Annotated in this window: 17 protein-coding genes and 1 tRNA gene; 3 read left to right on the forward strand and 15 right to left on the reverse strand. The window is 58.1% G+C overall.

Translation table 11 applies throughout. The features are described 5' to 3' along the window. Positions 1 to 56 precede the first annotated feature (56 nt). The 14 genes from rpmE to MB02_RS05555 all read right to left on the reverse strand — a co-directional run bounded on the left by rpmE (position 57) and on the right by MB02_RS05555 (position 13,533). Entirely contained in the window at positions 57 to 284 is a 228-nt protein-coding gene (rpmE, locus tag MB02_RS05490; RefSeq protein ID WP_067533637.1) for a 50S ribosomal protein L31, read from the reverse strand. A gap of 95 nt (positions 285 to 379) precedes the next feature. Further along, positions 380 to 844, reverse strand: coding sequence for a 3-hydroxyacyl-ACP dehydratase FabZ (gene fabZ, locus MB02_RS05495; protein WP_067533640.1), 465 nt, complete (start codon positions 842 to 844; stop codon positions 380 to 382). A 21-nt stretch (positions 845 to 865) separates the two neighbouring features. Beyond that, positions 866 to 1,525 carry an OmpH family outer membrane protein gene (locus MB02_RS05500; RefSeq protein ID WP_067533643.1) on the reverse strand — a complete coding sequence of 220 codons (660 nt, stop codon included), beginning with the start codon at positions 1,523 to 1,525 and terminating at the stop codon, positions 866 to 868. Beyond that, positions 1,525 to 4,269 (reverse strand): outer membrane protein assembly factor BamA, encoded by a 2,745-nt coding sequence (gene bamA / locus MB02_RS05505; RefSeq protein WP_067534188.1) that lies wholly within the window; start codon positions 4,267 to 4,269, stop codon positions 1,525 to 1,527. Before bamA ends, MB02_RS05500 begins: the two co-directional genes overlap by 1 nt. A 191-nt stretch (positions 4,270 to 4,460) precedes the next feature. Then, complete coding sequence (gene rseP / locus MB02_RS05510) at positions 4,461 to 5,576, reverse strand: RIP metalloprotease RseP (protein ID WP_067533645.1); 1,116 nt, start codon at positions 5,574 to 5,576, stop codon at positions 4,461 to 4,463. A gap of 1 nt (position 5,577) precedes the next feature. After that, the gene (gene dxr / locus MB02_RS05515; protein ID WP_170304635.1) at positions 5,578 to 6,729 is read right to left on the reverse strand and encodes a 1-deoxy-D-xylulose-5-phosphate reductoisomerase; all 1,152 of its coding nucleotides are present in this window, start codon (positions 6,727 to 6,729) and stop codon (positions 5,578 to 5,580) included. Continuing rightward, positions 6,729 to 7,442 carry a phosphatidate cytidylyltransferase gene (locus tag MB02_RS05520; RefSeq protein WP_156495425.1) on the reverse strand — a complete coding sequence of 238 codons (714 nt, stop codon included), beginning with the start codon at positions 7,440 to 7,442 and terminating at the stop codon, positions 6,729 to 6,731. Before MB02_RS05520 ends, dxr begins: the two co-directional genes overlap by 1 nt. Then, entirely contained in the window at positions 7,429 to 8,115 is a 687-nt protein-coding gene (gene uppS / locus MB02_RS05525; RefSeq protein ID WP_067533654.1) for a polyprenyl diphosphate synthase, read from the reverse strand. Before uppS ends, MB02_RS05520 begins: the two co-directional genes overlap by 14 nt. A gap of 82 nt (positions 8,116 to 8,197) precedes the next feature. After that, positions 8,198 to 8,755, reverse strand: a complete 558-nt coding sequence (gene frr, locus MB02_RS05530) for a ribosome recycling factor (protein ID WP_067533657.1) — start codon at positions 8,753 to 8,755, stop codon at positions 8,198 to 8,200. 3 nt (positions 8,756 to 8,758) lie between these two features. Continuing rightward, positions 8,759 to 9,481 carry a UMP kinase gene (gene pyrH / locus MB02_RS05535; protein ID WP_067533659.1) on the reverse strand — a complete coding sequence of 241 codons (723 nt, stop codon included), beginning with the start codon at positions 9,479 to 9,481 and terminating at the stop codon, positions 8,759 to 8,761. 147 nt (positions 9,482 to 9,628) lie between these two features. Next, on the reverse strand, positions 9,629 to 10,555 hold the full coding sequence (gene tsf, locus MB02_RS05540; RefSeq protein ID WP_067533662.1) for a translation elongation factor Ts: 927 nt from the start codon (positions 10,553 to 10,555) through the stop codon (positions 9,629 to 9,631). Positions 10,556 to 10,632: 77 nt separating this feature from the next. Beyond that, entirely contained in the window at positions 10,633 to 11,394 is a 762-nt protein-coding gene (gene rpsB / locus MB02_RS05545; protein ID WP_067533665.1) for a 30S ribosomal protein S2, read from the reverse strand. A 560-nt stretch (positions 11,395 to 11,954) separates the two neighbouring features. Continuing rightward, on the reverse strand, positions 11,955 to 12,773 hold the full coding sequence (locus MB02_RS05550; RefSeq protein ID WP_082826010.1) for a CDP-alcohol phosphatidyltransferase family protein: 819 nt from the start codon (positions 12,771 to 12,773) through the stop codon (positions 11,955 to 11,957). 10 nt (positions 12,774 to 12,783) lie between these two features. Continuing rightward, entirely contained in the window at positions 12,784 to 13,533 is a 750-nt protein-coding gene (locus MB02_RS05555) for a phosphatidylserine decarboxylase (RefSeq protein WP_067533668.1), read from the reverse strand. Positions 13,534 to 13,682: 149 nt separating this feature from the next. Between MB02_RS05555 and MB02_RS05560 the strand changes: the two genes are divergently transcribed. Then, a complete protein-coding gene (locus MB02_RS05560; protein WP_067533671.1) occupies positions 13,683 to 14,789 on the forward strand; it encodes a phosphatase PAP2 family protein in 1,107 nt (368 codons plus the stop codon). A gap of 110 nt (positions 14,790 to 14,899) precedes the next feature. Here the strand turns inward: MB02_RS05560 and MB02_RS05565 are convergent. Beyond that, positions 14,900 to 14,985, reverse strand: a tRNA-Tyr gene (locus MB02_RS05565). Between the two features lie 152 nt (positions 14,986 to 15,137). Here MB02_RS05565 and rlmB point away from each other — a divergent pair. Both rlmB and MB02_RS05575 read left to right on the forward strand, forming a co-directional pair. Beyond that, positions 15,138 to 15,938, forward strand: a complete 801-nt coding sequence (gene rlmB, locus MB02_RS05570; RefSeq protein WP_067534194.1) for a 23S rRNA (guanosine(2251)-2'-O)-methyltransferase RlmB — start codon at positions 15,138 to 15,140, stop codon at positions 15,936 to 15,938. Then, entirely contained in the window at positions 15,935 to 16,789 is an 855-nt protein-coding gene (locus tag MB02_RS05575) for a hypothetical protein (protein ID WP_082825979.1), read from the forward strand. The genes rlmB and MB02_RS05575 overlap by 4 nt, the downstream gene beginning before the upstream one ends. Positions 16,790 to 16,877: the final 88 nt, after the last annotated feature.

Genomic DNA, 16,877 nt, shown 5'->3' on the forward strand with positions numbered 1-16,877 from the left:
GCAAAAAAGGCGGCCCGGCAGGCCGCCTTTTTCGTAATTGGTGAAGAGCGTTCCGCTTACTTCTTCTTGAGCGAAAGACCGCCAAAACGCTTGTTGAAGCGAGCAACCTGACCACCTTCGTTGAGAACGCGGTTGCCGCCGGTCCACGCAGGGTGGCTCGTCGGATCGATTTCCAGCGTCAACGTGTCACCTTCACTGCCCCATGTGGAGCGGGTTTCAAACACGGTGCCGTCAGTCATCTGCACCTTGATGGTGTGGTAATCGGGGTGAATATCGGCCTTCATGGCGGTGTGCTCCGTATAAGCGGGACGGTTCCGACCGGCCCTTCGGATGGATAGAAAGCGGCGCCATTAATGGCCAATGCCGCCAAATGCAAGGATTACTCGGCTTGCTGCGGGGGATCGGCGACCATGGCCGTGAACTGCACCTCACATGCCACCTTGTCGCCAATCATCGCCTTGCCCCAGAACTTGCAGACTCGCGCACGCTTTTGAACAAAGCCGACATGCAGATCCAGAAGACAGCCAGGTTCCACGGGATTGCGGAACTTGGCCTCTTCTATCGCCATGAAATAGACGAGCTTGCCTGATCCAGCCAACTCCAGCGTTTCAATCGCGAGGATTGCAGCCGATTGGGCCAATGCCTCCACGATCAGGACACCCGGCATGATCGGGCGCCCGGGGAAATGCCCCTGAAAGAACTGCTCGTTGAAGCTGACCGCCTTGATCGCGTGAATTTCCTCGCCAACCGTCAGCGACTCCACCCGATCCACCAGGAGGAGCGGATAACGATGCGGCAAGGCATTGAGAATCTTACATATATCGTAAGACTTAGCCTCGCTCATCAAATTACTCCCGCATCCGGCTTAGCGGCTGGTTGCCGGCGGGCCAGCCTGCGGCTGCTCGGCGGCGGCCTGGTCGCCTTGCTGTTCGCGCATCTGACGCGGCAGCCAGCCCTGCGGCGGCACCAATTGAGCCGTAGGCAGAATCTTGTTCAACTCATTCAGAACCTGCTGAGTGAGATTGTAGCTGTCGTCTGCGAAAAGCACTGTATCGGGCGCCATGACCAGGCTTATCTTCGCAGCCTTGGCAGCTGCATCGACTGCATCGGAAAGCTTGTCGTTGATCTGTTCCTCGACATAGGCATTCGAAAGAACAGCCGGCTGCATGATCGTCTGGATTTCGCGCTGACCGCTTTCCTGTATCTGCTGGATTGTGGCCGCCTGCTGCTGCAGCGAAGCTTCATTCGGGCTGGCTGCGGCGCGGTCCGCATTGAACTTGTCAATCAACGGCTTGAGCTGCGCTTCGATCTGGGCCTTCTTGGCTTTCGCAGCGTCGTACTGTGCCTTGTAGGTCACCGGCCGCTGTTCTTCAGCCGTCTTGTATGCCTGCGAATTGGCGACAACCGCATTGATATTGACGATTCCGATGCCCTTCACCACCTGCGCAGCGGCAGGAGCGACAGCGATAGGAGCAGCGGAAAGAACGAGCCCGGCGGCAACCGCCGACTTGAGAAGAAGTTTCATCAGAATTGGGTTCCTACGTTGAAGGAGAATGCTTTGGTATCGTCACCTTCCACCTTGAGAAGGACCTTGGCGAAATCGATCCGCAGGGGGCCGAACGGTGAATTCCAGTTCACCCCGATACCCACGGAAACACGTGGTTTCGGCGTATTGCCGACGAAGTATTCCTTAAATGCCGGAATGGTCGAACCATACGGGCTGTTGTTGGCCGATCCAAGACATGCCGGCGGATTGGGGTTGACGTCGTTCGTTACGATAGAGGTGTCCGTGACAGTACAAACCCCATCGACGAGTTCTGCCGCATCCACCTGCGTATAGAGCGGATTGCCATCCGTATCGCGAGCGGGAATGAAAATGCCCGTATCGAATTGATCGGTCGTGTCCGTCAATTTCGGCTTTGTGATACCCCAAACTGCGCCGGCATCCACGAAAATGGATGGTCGAAGCCCCATTTCGCGGGCACCACTACCCAGCGGAATTTCAAGCTCGGCACGGCCGATATAATATGCCCGACCGCCCAGCGCATCATCCGTCCAGGAATTGCGGCTCGGGTTGGGGCCGATCGCAGGCGTACAGGTAGCATCGTCTGCCCCACAGCCGTTCAGGTCCATCAGTGGCTTACGCAGCACGCGCGGGCCAATGCCGCGAATATCGAAACCACGGATCTGCGGTTCGCCGAGGAAGAAGCGATCCGTGATCCGCAAGTCGTCAACACCATCTCCACCACGGTTGTTCAAAGCCTTGATGAAACCACCTTCGGCAGAGAGCGAGAAGATAAAGCCACCACCCACGGACCAGTATTTCGACGCCTCGCCAGTGATACGGGCGTATCTCACATCGCCGCCAAGACCGGCAAAATCGACACCCACTGTCACGTTGTGGCCGCGCGTCGGACGATAGCGGCTATCTCGTGTGTCATAGACGACCGACAGGCCGAGAATGGAACTGAGGTCCTTGCCCAGAGCGTCGCACAAATAGCGCCCCGCCAACAGCGGCGAGCACTCTGTCTGGCCGTCGCCATCGAGATCGGCAAAATACTGCTTGTCCAACGACACATCGTCGTAATTGAGCGTGTAACGGCCGATTGCAGAAATGTACTCAGTAAGTGGGACGCCCAAACGCATCTGGATACCGGTTGTCGACCGCTCGTACGTCGTGTTCCGCTTGCTACCCAGATAGTTATAGCTGTTGTAATCGCGACGATAGATGTCGACACCCGCCGAAATATTCCGGTCGAACAGATAGGGTTCGACAAAGCTGACCTGAGCAGCCCGCGTATAGCGGGAGAAGTTTACGCTGAGGCCGACCGTCTGGCCCCGTCCACGGAAATTGCGCTGCCGGATCGAGCCGGAGAGAATGAAGCTCTCAAGGCTGGAGAAACCTGCCGAAAGCTGGAGTTCACCGGTTGGCTTTTCCTCGACATTGGCCTCCAGCACGATCCGGTCCGGCGCACTGCCTTCTTTCTGCTCGACTTCGAAATTCTCCTGGAAGTAGCCGAGTGACTTGATGCGGTTGGTCGTGCGCTTGATCTTCAGGGAATCGAACGCATCGCCTTCCGCGATACGGAACTCGCGACGGATGACCTTGTCCTGCGTCAGCGTATTGCCGTTGATATTGACCTTTTCGACATAGACGCGCGGTGCTTCCGCCAAGGTGAAAGTGACCGACATCGTGCGGTCGTCTTTGCTCCGGCGGAAGTTTGGCCGGACATCGGCAAAGGCGTAGCCCATGGTGCCGGCAGCTTCGCTCAACTGCTCGACCGTATCTTCGACTTCCTTGGCGTTGTACCAGTCACCCTGCTTCATCGGCAGCTTGGCGGTCAGCTCGCCACTGTCGAAATCACGCAACTGGCTTTCGACCTCGACATCGCCAAATTTGTACCGATCGCCCTCTTCGACGACATACGTAATGATGAAGTCTTTCTTGTCCGGCGTCAGTTCCGCAACAGCGGACACCACGCGGAAATCGGCGTAGCCCTCAGTCAGATAGAACTGACGCAGCTTCTGCTGGTCAAAGGCAAGACGGTCGGGGTCGTATCCGGTGTTGGAGCTGAACAGACGGAAAAAGCGGGCCTGCTTTGTGACCATCTCGCTGCGCAGTTCACCATCGGAAAACTCTTCGTTGCCGATGATGTTAATCTTGCGAACCTTGGACTTCGGTCCTTCGCTGATCTCGTAAACGATATCGACGCGGTTCTGCTCCAGCTGAACCATCTTCGGCTCGACCTTCGCGGCGAAACGCCCTTTGCGCTTGTACAGTTCGATGATGCGCGCGACGTCTGCACGTACCTTGGAACGTGTGAAGATCTGCCTCGGCGCCATCTTGATCTCAGGCAGGATCTTGTCGTCCTTGATCCGCTTGTTACCCTCAAGGATAATGCGGTTGATGATCGGGTTTTCCTGAACCTGAATGACTACATTGCCGTCTTCATTGCGGATCGAGACGTCCGCCAGCAATTCAGTAGCGTAAAGGTCTTTGAGCGCCTGGTCCGCCGCTGCTTGGGTGTAGACGTCACCCTGACGCAACTGGATGTAGCTGAGAATTGTTTCCGGCTCGAGCCTCTGGGACCCGACCACCGTAATGGACTTGATCGTCTCGACCGCAGGAGGCACCGCTTCGGTTTCCGCCGCCGTTGGCTCTTGCGCCTCTTGAGCCAATGCGATTGACGGCAGACCGCCAAGGATCGTTCCGCCCAGCAAGGCGACTGCAAGGCGCGAAGCGCTGTAAGTGTTGCCCATGCGGCTCATTTCCCGTCCAATCTTCGACACGCCAATTCCCATCGTTCGATGGCCGCATCCTCTCCCTTCCGGATAAGGGTACGGCCACGGCAGACAATCGCCGCCCTGTGCCTGATGAACAGGCTCCAATCAAGCGGTAGAGAGTAACGAATACCTGCCCTTACGTTCCTTTCCCCGATCCGGGCCTGCTGAAATATCCCCTAGCTGCCGAATATCGGCAAAGAGATCAGGTCGTTTATTGTCACGAAGAGCATCAAGGCCAGCACAAGGGCCATGCCGGTTCGAAATGCCCATTCCTGACTCCGTTGGCCAACCGGCTTCCGGCGGACTGCCTCAACGGCATAGAAAGCCAAGTGCCCGCCATCAAGGGCCGGGATTGGCAAGAGATTGATGAATGCCAAGTTAATCGAGATGAGCGCCACGAAATAGGTGAATGCCTGCGGCCCCAGCGACAACTGCTCTCCGGAATACTTGGCAATCTTGATCGGCCCGCCGAGCTCTTCGACGGATCTCCGGCCAGTAATGATCTGGCCAACACCCTGCGCCATCATGGTGACGATATCACCGGTCTGGCGCACGCCCAGCGTAACCGCTTCTATCGGGCCCACGGGAATGATGTCTCCCGGGTCCGCCAGAACGCCCAGCCGACCGATGCGGAATTCGTTACCGAACCGGTCGCGCTCGATCGCCTCGGGCACGATGAAATGAACGTCGAAGTTCTGCGTGCCGCGCTGGACGGTCAACACCATGTCGACGCCCGGATTCGGCACCACGCTGTTACGCAATTCTTCGAAAGTCTCGACTCTGGAACCATCCACGGCAAGGATCCGGTCGCCCGGCTGCAAGCCTGCGTCCGCCGCAGCGGATTGTTCGGTCACCGCGCTGACCACGGGCGGAATATCATACTTGCCGTAAACCAGATTAAAGGCGGCAAGGATCGCTATCGCGACAGCAAAATTCGTCAGCGGGCCCGCAGCAACGATCAGGGCACGCTGCCACAAAGGCCGTCCCTGGAAGGTTCGCGCGCGCTCCTCTTCCGGCAATGCCAACCATTCCGGGTTCGGCTGACTGGCGGGATTCATGTCACCTGCAAACTGCACGTAACCGCCAAGGGGCAGGGACGAAATCTTCCATCGCGTGCCACGCCGATCGGTCCAGCCGAACAGCTCCTTGCCGAAACCGATAGAGAATGCGTCGGCCCTCACCCCACACCAACGGCCCACAAGGTAATGGCCCAGTTCATGCACGGTTACGAGCGGCCCCAGCACCAACAGGAAGCCGACGATCATCACCAGGATGGAAGGGGATTCGCTCAAGTCAGACCAGCTCCAGCAGTTCTCGCGCAACAATGCGCGTATCATGGTCGATCGTCAGCACCTCGTCCAGCGAACATGGCGCCGGAGGAATATCTCCCGCCAGCACCCGTTCGACATTTGCGGCGATGTGCGTGAACCCTATCTGACCCGCGAGGAATGCGGCCACTGCTACCTCATTGGCCGCATTAAGAACGGCAGGTGCCGCACCACCCGTCTCCGCAGCCTCACGTGCCAACCGCGTTGCGGGAAACAGATGCTCGTCCGGGGCAAAAAAAGTCAACTCTCCCAACGCAGGCAAATCGAGCGGCTCCATCGGCGTCACCATTCGGTCCGGCCAGGCCAGACAAGACGCGATGGGCACACGCATATCTGAAGGTCCAAGCTGGGCCAGGGTTGACCCGTCCCGATATTCGACCAGCGAATGGATCACGCTTTGCGGGTGAACGACAATCTGAATCCGCTCCAACCCAACGGGGAAAAGGTGCCACGCCTCTATCAGTTCTAGCCCCTTGTTGAACATCGTAGCGCTATCGACACTGATCTTGGCGCCCATGCTCCAATTAGGATGCTTCACAGCCTGGGCGGCCGTCGCCGCCTCCAACTGTGCCGCATCCCATGTGCGAAACGGCCCGCCACTGGCAGTCAGTGTAATTCGGCGGACATTCTCCAGATCGTTGCCAGCGAGGCATTGGAAAATTGCATTGTGTTCGGAATCGAGCGGCAACAACGTCGCACCATAGCGCTCGACAGACGCCATCAGCACATCACCTGCGGAAACCAGCGCTTCCTTGTTGGCAAGTGCCACTGTCTTGCCTTGCTGGATCGCAGCCATGGTGGGCGCCAAGCCTGCACAACCGACGATTGCTGCGACTGTCACGTCCGCGCCGCAGGCAGCAGCATCGCACAAGGCCTGTCTCCCGCTGGCAGCTTCTATCCCGCTTCCAGAAAGAGCCTCGCGCAGTTGCGGCAGCGCAGCCTCATCAGCCACAACCGCCAATGCCGCACCGAATTCCTTGGCCAGCCGGGCCAGTTCCAGTACATTGCCATTGGCTGTAAGCGCGATAACCTGCCAATCTTCGCGATTGCGCCGCACAAGATCCAGCGTCGATGCACCGATTGACCCCGTGGCCCCCAGAATAGAGATCGTGCGCATCAGCGAAGCCCTGCCAGATGCGCCGCGACGCCAACTGCAATTGCGACTGGCAGCAACCCATCGACCCGGTCGAGAATGCCCCCATGGCCGGGAATCAAGCGCGAACTATCCTTCACACCTGCGCGCCGCTTGAGCCAGCTTTCAAAGAAATCCCCTGCTTGGGCAATCACAGCCAGAATTGCACCCGCACCTGCCCCGGAAGCAATAGCAGTCCACGGCAATGCGGGATCACTCCCACTCGCCAAAGCCGATGCCGCAGAGCTTAAAAAACCGGCAGCGAAGGCACCGATCACCGCCGCGGCAGCCATGCCTCCTAGCAAACCTGCCCAGGTCTTTGATGGGCTGATTGCAGGTGCGATCTTCGGCCCACCGATCGCGCGGCCTGCGAAGTAGGCGCCCGTGTCCGTAAAAATCACAATACCCACTGTAATCCCGACCAAAAACACTGGCATCGAAATCAATGCAACTGCTGCCAACGCAATATAGATGATTGCCCCGCCTGTGCCCACCAAACCCGCGAGCGTTGTCCCGGCGACCTTGCGCACCAACCCAACCATCTCGACAAGAGCGAGCGCGGCAACTATCAAAATGAAACAGTCGAGTACGACCCCACCGAAAGCGAAGGCCGCGCCAGCCACAATCAGCATGACTGCGGCTGATGCGACACGCACCCCCAGATCGGATCGCCTGACTGACACGTTACCGTCCGCCATAACGCCGTTCCCGTCCCGCAAATGCATCCAGTGCCTGCTCAAGATGGGCGGGCGTAAAATCCGGCCATAACGTGTCAGTGAACCACAATTCCGCGTAAGCCGCCTGCCACAAGAGGAAGTTCGACAGACGCAGCTCTCCCGATGTGCGGATGAGGAGATCCAGCGGCGGCAATCCAGCCGTATCGAGATGCGCTTCTATCGTTTCTGCCGTTACGTCACCCAGCGCGGCGGCGGCGGCGGCTGCACGCGCGATTTCCTGTTGGGATCCGTAATTGAGTGCGACCGCCAGTGTGCCTGCCGTCCCTTCAGCCGTCCGCGCCAGCGCTTCGTCCAGCTGCACGACCAGATCGGACGACAGAGCCCCATAATCCCCGATAATCCTGAGGCGAATTCCATTGGCGACCAGATCCGGCAGATCGCTCTTCAGGAACCGACGCATCAACGCCATCAGGTCGTCGACTTCGCCTTCCGGCCGTTTCCAATTTTCAGACGAAAAGGCATATAGCGTCAATGCTTCAAGGCCACTGTCGGGTAAAGCTCGAACCAGCCGACGCACCGCCTCCGCACCCTTTTGGTGCCCTATGGCACGCGGCAAACGATGCTTCTTCGCCCATCGGCCATTGCCATCCATGATTATCGCGACATGGCGCGCAGGCTTGGCTCGCTCGTTCATTCGGAATATCCCGTTCGGACAGAACTTGCCATAATTTCAATGGCAGGCCCCGAACAAACAGCAGGAAGAGCCCTGCCACTTGTCACTGGCCCAGGATTTCCTTCTCCTTATGTGCAGCAGCTTCATCAGCCAGCTTCACATATTGGTCGGTCAGCTTCTGGACTTCATCCTCCTTGCGCTTGCGTTCGTCCTCGCTGATTTCCTTCTTCTTCTCGTCTTCCTTGAGCGCTTCCATTCCATCGCGGCGAACATTGCGGATCGCAATGCGCGCCTTCTCTGCATACTGACCTGCCAGCTTGGCCAGTTCCTTGCGCCGTTCTTGCGTCAGGTCCGGAATGGGCAGGCGGATCGTCTGACCGTCGATCATCGGATTGAGACCCAGCCCGGCTTTCGCAATTCCCTTTTCCACTGCGATCAGATTCGATTTATCCCAAACCTGCACGCTCAACATGCGCGGTTCCGGAGCAGCGACAGTGGCCACCTGGTTGAGCGGCATCAGGGCCCCATAAACTTCCACCTGCACGGGATCGAGCAAAGTGGTGTTCGCACGGCCCGTGCGCAGTCCCGAAAGGTCGCTTTTGAGCGAATCCACCGCTCCGGCCATGCGGCGTTCGATATCGGCGTTGTCATACTTTGCCATGGATCAGGCTTCCTTCTGCACTATCGTTTGAACGCCCCCGCCTTCCAACACCCGGGCAAGATTGCCTTTCTCACGAATCGAAAAGACTACGATCGGGATGGCGTTGTCACGGCACAAAGCCACGGCGGAAGCATCCATTACTTTCAGGTTATCAGCCAGAACCTTATCATAACTGACTGTCTCATAACGCTTTGCCTGCGTATTTTTCTTTGGATCGGAATCATAAATTCCGTCAACGCTCGTCCCCTTGAACAGGGCATCGCATTTCATTTCAGCAGCTCGGAGAGCGGCCCCGCTATCGGTAGTGAAATAAGGGCTGCCCACGCCGGCGGCAAAGATAACAACCCTGCCCTTTTCCAGATGCCGTTCGGCGCGGCGCCGGATCACCGGTTCGCACACTGCGTCCATCTGAATCGCTGATTGCACTCTGGTATGCACGCCAAGCTGTTCCAACGCGCTCTGCATCGCAAGCGCATTCATAACGGTGGCAAGCATGCCCATATAATCGGCTTGCGCACGATCCATTCCCTGCGCCGCACCGGCCATACCCCGAAAGATGTTGCCGCCGCCGATCACAAGGCAAATCTCCAGGCCGGTATCCTTGGCTGCTCGCACCTCCTTCGCAAGTTCAGTCACGAAAGCGGGATCGATCCCGAACTGCTGATCCCCCATCAGCACTTCGCCCGAAAGCTTGAGCAATACGCGCTTGTAGGTCGGCAGGTTCATGGGGCGGGAATCTCTCTCCGGGCAACGGGCGTCGCCCTTATAGAGCCCCCGGTCGCGGTGCCAAGGGGCGCGGAAAGCGGTTTTCGGGCACAAAAATCCCCGCGTGACCTGTTGCCACGCGGGGAAATTCATTTTCGCTAAGGAAAATCAGCCTGCGACAGCGGCAGCGACTTCAGCGGCGAAATCACTCTCTTCCTTTTCAATGCCTTCACCAAGCTGGAACCGGACGTAGTCCTTCAACACGATCTTGGTGCCGGCATCCTTGCCCGCCTTCTCGACGACCTGAGCGACAGGCGTCTTGTTGTCCATCACGAAAATCTGGCTGAGCAGCGCATTTTCCTTGGCGAACTTCGCCACTGCACCCTCGACCATCTTTTCCTGAACGTTCTCGGGCTTGCCACTCTCGGCGGCCTTTTCCCGGGCAATCGCACGCTCGCGCTCAATCACTGCCGAATCGAGTTCTTCAGCATTGAGAGCCTGCGGGAAGGCAGCGGCGATGTGCATAGCCAACTGCTTGCCCAGCGGCTCGAGAACATCAGCAGCAGCATCGCTTTCCAGGGCCACCAGCACACCGATCTTGCCGAGGTTGTCGGCTGCTGCGTTGTGCATGTAAGGCACGATCACGCCCTGAGCGACAGTCACGGTCTTCATCCGGCGCACCTGCTGGTTTTCGCCAATGGTCGCGACATTGTTCGTCAGCTTGTCCGCAACGGTGCCGCCATCCGGATAAGCAGCAGCCTTGAGGGCTTCGACGTCATCCGATCCCTGACCAAGTGCGACCTGAGTGGTCTTCCGGACGAAATCCTGGAACTGGTCATTCTTGGCAACGAAATCCGTTTCGGAGTTCACTTCGACCGCGACGCCCCTGGTACCTTCGACGGCAACGCCAACCAGACCTTCAGCCGCCGTACGGCTGGACTTTTTCTGTGCGGCGGCCAGCCCCTTCGCGCGCAATGCGTCGACTGCGGCTTCCAGATCACCGTTGGATTCATCCAGCGCCTTTTTGCAGTCCATCATGCCAGCGCCAGTGCGCTCGCGCAGATTCTTGACGTCAGCGGCAGTGTAAGCAGCCATTTCAATACCTCGTTAAATATCCGGCGCCAGGCCGTCGGAACGGCCTGGCGCGTTATCCGGCAATTATGCCAGTTCGATTACGCTTCGGCCGAAGCCACGTCTTCAGCCGGGGGTTCGGCCAATTCGCCGATATCCGCACCCGAATCGACAAGCGCTTCCTGCCCGCCCTTCTGGGCTGCCTGAGCAATAGTCTCGCAATAGAGACGAACCGCGCGGCTCGCATCGTCGTTACCCGGAACCGGGAAAGCGATACCCGACGGATCGACGTTCGAATCCAGAACCGCAACCACTGGAATACCAAGAACGTTGGCTTCCTTGATTGCCAGCTCTTCCTTGTTCGCGTCGATGACGAACATCACGTCAGGAATGCCGCCCATGTCACGAATACCGCCAAGCGACAGCTCGAGCTTGTCCCGCTCGCGCGTCATCTGAAGAACTTCTTTCTTGGTCAGGCCAGCCGTATCACCCGACAGCTTTTCCTCAAGGCTCTTGAGGCGCTTGATCGACTGGGAAATCGTCTTCCAGTTGGTCAGCATACCGCCCAGCCAGCGATGGTTGACAAAGTGCTGCCCACAAGAACGAGCGGCCTGGGCAATCGGCTCTTGCGCCTGACGCTTCGTACCAACGAAGAGCACCTTGCCGCCAGCCTGCACTGTGGCAGAAACGAATTCGAGCGCACGGCCGAAGAGCGGCACGGTCTGCGACAAATCGATGATGTGAACACCATTGCGGGCGCCAAAGATGTATGGCTTCATCCGCGGGTTCCAGCGGTGGGTCTGGTGGCCGAAGTGCGCGCCGGCCTCGATCAATTGCTGCATGGTGACGGTAGGTACCGCCATAATCAATTCCTTTCCGGTTCAACCTCTGGAAAGCTGGAACCGTGCGGGCGGGGTCGAAACCCCTTTTTTCCGCGGCGGCACCGGTATGTGCGCTTTCCATGTGGATTTGTCCCACCCCAAGGCCCGACAGCCGGACCTTTTGCATGGGAGCGCGGGCCCCTTAGCGACATTTGCCGGTAATATCCAGTCCCTGTAGAGCGCAAAATACGCGCCCAGACGCAATTAGCGCTTGACGATGAGAACAAACCATGAACATTGTTCTCATCCGAAACGGACGAGAACAAATATCCCGGATCATAGTTTTCCACAAGTGATCCACAGGCATTCAAGTTTCCCGGGACTCAAACAAAGAGGAAGAACAATGATCGAAATTGCCGTTACCGCATTGTTCACCGTTGCAACGGTCATCGCCCTATTCGTTACTGCGACGTCGTTATGGCACGCTGGCATAGCCTACCGTGAGATACGGCATGCACTGGCCAGTTGCACGATGCAGCAACATGTCTTTGTCAAACTCGAAGATTTGGAGCCGATTACGCCCCGCCCCAGGCTGCGGATCGTCAATCCGCCTGTGCGGACGCCCCGTCAGTCAGCGCCGCAGCCATGCGGGCTGCGCGCTGCCGCCTGATCTTCGCATAACTGAATACCCCGTAAGGCATCAGTACGAGATAACCCGCGCAGAGAACCGCCAGTGTCCACCAAGGCTCGGTCAGCAATGCCGCAAAGATGAGCCCGGCCAAAGCCAGCATTTCCAAACGGATGTTACGGCGCGGACGCAGCGAGGTCCAACTCAGTGTTGCGAGATTCGAAATCATCAGAAAAGCGATCACCGCTACCCAGATGGCAACTGCAACCGGTTCACGGAATTCGTCCCTTCCACTAGCCAACCAGAGATAAAGAGGCAGCAGCGCAAGGCCAGCCCCCACGGGGGCAGGAACACCGGTCAGGAAGCCGGCGGATTTATGCGGCTGTTCCTGCACATCAATCTGCGCATTGAAACGCGCCAGGCGCAAAGCACAGCAAATCGCCAGCCCCAACGCGGCAAACCAGCCGAACCGAGGAAGATCCTGTAGCGACCACAGGAACAGTATCAGCGCCGGGGCCATTCCAAAGGACAATGAATCGGCCAAACTGTCGAGTTCCGCACCGAAACGAGACTGCGCACGCAACAGGCGGGCGATGCGTCCATCAATGCCATCGAGCAGTCCGGCCAGGATCACGGCAATCACTGCCTTCTCCCAGTTGCCGACAATGCCGAACCGGATACCTGTCAGACCGGAACACAGGGCCGCCACTGTGATTGCATTCGGCACGAGCGCGCGCAAAGTCAGTCCGCGCGGCAATCTCGTCAGCCGATACGGCTGCCCTTCATCGTTCACGCTGGCCCCTTCATTGGGCAAGGCCCTCAATATGGCACTGCTTTCCGAGTTCCGCGAGCACCGTTTCACCCGCAATCACCTTTTGACCCAGCACTACTTTGGAGTCCGTGCCCTGTGGCAAGTACACATCCACACGGCTACCAAACCGGATCAACCCCACACGCTGCCCGGCGGCGAGAATATCCCCCGGCTTCACGAACGGAACGATTCGCCGCGCGACCAGCCCTGCGATCTGGGTGAACGCGATGGGTAAACCGTCGCTGCGCTCGATCAGGATATGCTGGCGTTCATTTTCCTCGCTCGCCTTATCAAGATCTGCATTGAGGAATTTCCCCGGAATATAAATCAGCCGCCGCACTGTGCCGCTTACCGGCGCGCGATTGATGTGGACGTCGAAAACGCTCATGAAAATGGAGATGCGCGTCACCGGGCCGCTGCCAAGCCCTGGTGCCCCCGTGCCATCGTCGACCTGCAGCTCCCGCGGCGGTTCGACTTGCTGGATCAAGCTAACCAACCCATCCGCCGGCGAAATCACCAGGCCGGGATCTTGCGGCACGATTCGTTCCGGATCACGGAAGAATGCCAGAATACCCAGCGTGAGCCCGGCCAAAGGCCAGGCGATCGTCTCCCAGGCGAAAAATGCCGCCGCGATGCACAACGCACCGCAAATCATGGCAAATTTGCGACCTTCAGGGTGAATGGCGGGCCAATGCCACGCCGCCTCACCCCGACCTTTGTTATCTGACAGCTCACCGGGCATAGACATCCTGTAGGATTGCATCGGCATGGGAACAAGTCCCAACGCGCGATGAGCCCTGTCATTTCATCATGGGAAATTGCCGACGGCACTTTTTGCCGATCGCCACCATGGTTAAGAAATTTCTCACCCCTTCGGCCTAGCATGACATCATGGCCCTGCGGATCGAACAAACTGCTGCGACAGGTGCAGCCGATCAAACTGCCACAGGCGGTTGGCGGCGGCAGATTCGCGACGATCTACCCATATTCGCGCTATTTTCGCTGATCGCGCTCATCAGCGCCATATTGGTCGCACGCGAAGGATCGGCATTCACCTCGTCGACACTCATCGCAAATCTCGATCTCTACCCCAAGGCTATCGGGTTTGCGCTGGCAGTCGAGACGGTGATCATTTTATCAATCGTCCGCCCACACAGCCCTCTCAGCTTCTTGTCCAAGCGTTATACTTCCCCTGACATGAGAAGCTGGATCGCGGGGCGCATGCCTTCCTTCATGATCCTGAGCCTGTTTCTACCACTGTTTGCAGTCTTGAAACCGATGATCCCGGTGCTGAACCCCTACGCATGGGACGCACAGTTCATTCGCTGGGACGCGATCCTGTTCGGAGACGACCCTTGGCGATTGATGCAGCCTCTGCTCGGCTATCCGATCATCACATCCGGCCTCTCCGTCATTTATCACGCGTGGTTCCTGCTCGTCTTTCCTTTCGCATTATTGATGCTGTTCAGCCACCATGCGGACCGTATTCGCAGGCGCTATCTGATGGCCTATCTGTCTGTCTGGACAATCGTGGGCTTCGGCCTCGCCACTGCGTTTTCATCGGTTGGGCCGTGTTTCCTGCAGCCTTTGACCGGCAACGGGCATTTCGCGGAGCAAATGGCATACCTCAACCACGCCAATCAGGTTTATCCGGTTCTCGTGCTGGATGTTCAGAAAGCCCTGCTCGACATCTACACCGCCGAGGGACCCGGTCATGGTGCCGGGATCACGGCCATGCCTTCGATGCATGTCGCCCTCGCCTTTCTCTCCTATCTGGCCGTTCGCCACGTCTCCAAATGGGCGGGCCGCTTCTTTCTGGCCTTCTTTGTCTTGATATGGATCGGCTCTGTCCATCTTGCCTACCACTACGCAGTTGACGGCCTCGTTTCCGTCATTGCTGTGGCTGCAATCTGGAAATTGACCGATCTGATTTTCAAATGGTGGGACAGGCAAGCAGTTACCTCTCCGGCCACCGACGCGATTCCCGCCACTGCCTGAACAGCTCCTGGCATTCTGCGTCACCGGCATGGTGCCAAAAAGGCCCTGCAAGATGCCATGCCGCATCCTCAAGCCACAAAGCCAGCGGATCAGAAACTGGAAGAGGATGGTGGTGGACAGGGCTGGATTCGAACCAGCGTACGCTTGCACGGGCAGATTTACAGTCTGCTGCCTTTAACCACTCGGCCACCTGTCCACACCAGCGTCGGCTGCGGGCAAACCCGCGATCTTGGTGCACCCCAAAAAGGGGCTCTCCGACCGAGAGGCGCCCCAATGGCGAAGCCGCGCTTGCCTGTCAATGGGGGGGCTGGCAGGAGGCGGCTTAAAGTTTACGAACAGGGAGTTCAGATGAGCAATAGCGGTTCCAAACGCGCGCTGCGCGGGCGCGCCGGCCGAATGCAAGGCGGACGAGGTTCCGGCCGCGCAAGCAAAGGTAGCGTCCGCTTGTGGGGTCGGCATGCCGTCGAGGCAGCATTGATGAATCCGGTGCGACAGCATCGCAAGCTGTGGGCCACGCGCGAAGGCATCGATTCCCTATGTGGGGAATTGCCGCCCGATTTCATTGTAGAATACGCTCAAGCGCAGGACTTGGCCCGCCTCGTCGCGCGTGATGCGCCACATCAGGGCCTGGTTCTTGAATGCGATCCGCTGCCGGAAATTCACCTCGATGAGGTACTTGATTCCGATCCGGCGCAACCGATCATAGTACTCGATCAGGTGACGGACCCTCACAATGTCGGAGCCATCCTGCGCTCTGCCGCAGCTTTCAATGCCGGCGCCATTGTAACGCAGGATCGCCATGCACCACCCGAATCGGGCGCACTGGCCAAATCCGCCTCGGGTGCGCTCGAAATTGTTCCATGGGTCCGGGTTGTTAACCTCGCTCGTGCTTTGGAACAGATGGCCGAAGCCGGCTATTGGAGAATCGGCCTTGCTGGCGAAGCGGAAGCGACACTCGCACAGGCACTGCCGACAGGGCCGATTGCTCTGGTGCTCGGTGCAGAGGGCGAAGGGATGCGGCATAACATCGCTCAACATTGCGATGCACTTGCTCGCTTGCCGATTAGCGAGGCCATGGAGAGCCTCAATGTCTCAAACGCTGCGGCAATTGCCCTTTATGCCGTGGCCACGAGGGAAGACGACTCATGAGTGCAACGCCCGCCACGTTCTTTCACAGATCGATCTATGTCCTGCTCGCCTGCGGATTGGCTGCTCTGCTTTCTGCCTGTTTCATTACGCCAGGGCATTTCACTTCAACGCTCGACATTCGCAAGAACGGCCAGTTCTCGTTCACTTATCAGGGCGAGATATTCATGCTCGCGTTCAGCAAGCTGGGCGAAGACAAGAACGACGTATTCTCACCCGCATCCTGCTATGATGGCGATACAGGTGAAGAGCGCGACTGCACTGCCACTGAACTCGCGGAACAGCGCAAGGAATGGGCCGATGGCGCCGATGAACGCGCGGCAAAACGCAAGCGTGAAGCAGAGGAAATGCGTGCTTTCCTTGGCGGAATAGATCCGTCCGATCCAGCAGCCGCAGAGAAGTTCGCTGCCAAGCTCCAGCGTCAGGCAGGCTGGCGTCGCGTAACTTACAAGGAAAACGGGCTGTTCGAGGTCGATTTCGCGGTCAGTGGCACACTGGGTTACGACTTCGCTTTTCCGACGATGGAACAGGTCGCCAATACCAATCCCTTCGTTGCGCTGTCACTGCGCGAAGATGGAAGTGTGAGAGTAGATGCCCCGGCTTTCGGAAGTTCGGGGGCAGACCCGCTTAAATTGATGGCGATGGGCCAGGGAATGTCCGCCGCGAACAAGGGCAAAGATGGCCCCAAGTTTCCTGAAATGGCAGGAACGTTCACATTGACGACAGATGCCGCGATATTGGCCAACAACACTGACGAAGGCCCCCAGGCTGATGCCAACGGGAAAAAGTTGGAATGGAACGTCAGCAGCAGAAGTTCTGCGCCGCCTATGGCGCTGATCCAGATGGATCGCTGAACAATAGACAAGTCGCAGCGTAAGCTGGGTATCAAACTGAAAAGCCGCGTGCAGCAAATGCTGCACGCGGCTTTTTCATCGACTGGCC

It is taken from the genome of Croceicoccus estronivorus, from assembly GCF_001625325.1.
Taxonomy (GTDB): domain Bacteria; phylum Pseudomonadota; class Alphaproteobacteria; order Sphingomonadales; family Sphingomonadaceae; genus Caenibius; species Caenibius estronivorus.

Coding starts and splice junctions, on each gene's coding strand:
- MB02_RS05575 (WP_082825979.1), top strand. CDS start 15,935: ATGAGTGCAACGCCCGCCACGTTCTTTCACAGATCGATCTATGTCCTG.
- pyrH (WP_067533659.1), bottom strand. CDS start 9,481: ATGAACCTGCCGACCTACAAGCGCGTATTGCTCAAGCTTTCGGGCGAA.
- uppS (WP_067533654.1), bottom strand. CDS start 8,115: ATGAACGAGCGAGCCAAGCCTGCGCGCCATGTCGCGATAATCATGGAT.
- MB02_RS05500 (WP_067533643.1), bottom strand. CDS start 1,525: ATGAAACTTCTTCTCAAGTCGGCGGTTGCCGCCGGGCTCGTTCTTTCC.
- frr (WP_067533657.1), bottom strand. CDS start 8,755: ATGGCAAAGTATGACAACGCCGATATCGAACGCCGCATGGCCGGAGCG.
- dxr (WP_170304635.1), bottom strand. CDS start 6,729: ATGCGCACGATCTCTATTCTGGGGGCCACGGGGTCAATCGGTGCATCG.
- rpmE (WP_067533637.1), bottom strand. CDS start 284: ATGAAGGCCGATATTCACCCCGATTACCACACCATCAAGGTGCAGATG.
- MB02_RS05520 (WP_156495425.1), bottom strand. CDS start 7,442: ATGGCGGACGGTAACGTGTCAGTCAGGCGATCCGATCTGGGGGTGCGT.
- rlmB (WP_067534194.1), top strand. CDS start 15,138: ATGAGCAATAGCGGTTCCAAACGCGCGCTGCGCGGGCGCGCCGGCCGA.
- MB02_RS05560 (WP_067533671.1), top strand. CDS start 13,683: ATGGCCCTGCGGATCGAACAAACTGCTGCGACAGGTGCAGCCGATCAA.
- tsf (WP_067533662.1), bottom strand. CDS start 10,555: ATGGCTGCTTACACTGCCGCTGACGTCAAGAATCTGCGCGAGCGCACT.
- fabZ (WP_067533640.1), bottom strand. CDS start 844: ATGAGCGAGGCTAAGTCTTACGATATATGTAAGATTCTCAATGCCTTG.
- bamA (WP_067534188.1), bottom strand. CDS start 4,269: ATGAGCCGCATGGGCAACACTTACAGCGCTTCGCGCCTTGCAGTCGCC.
- rpsB (WP_067533665.1), bottom strand. CDS start 11,394: ATGGCGGTACCTACCGTCACCATGCAGCAATTGATCGAGGCCGGCGCG.
- MB02_RS05555 (WP_067533668.1), bottom strand. CDS start 13,533: ATGCCCGGTGAGCTGTCAGATAACAAAGGTCGGGGTGAGGCGGCGTGG.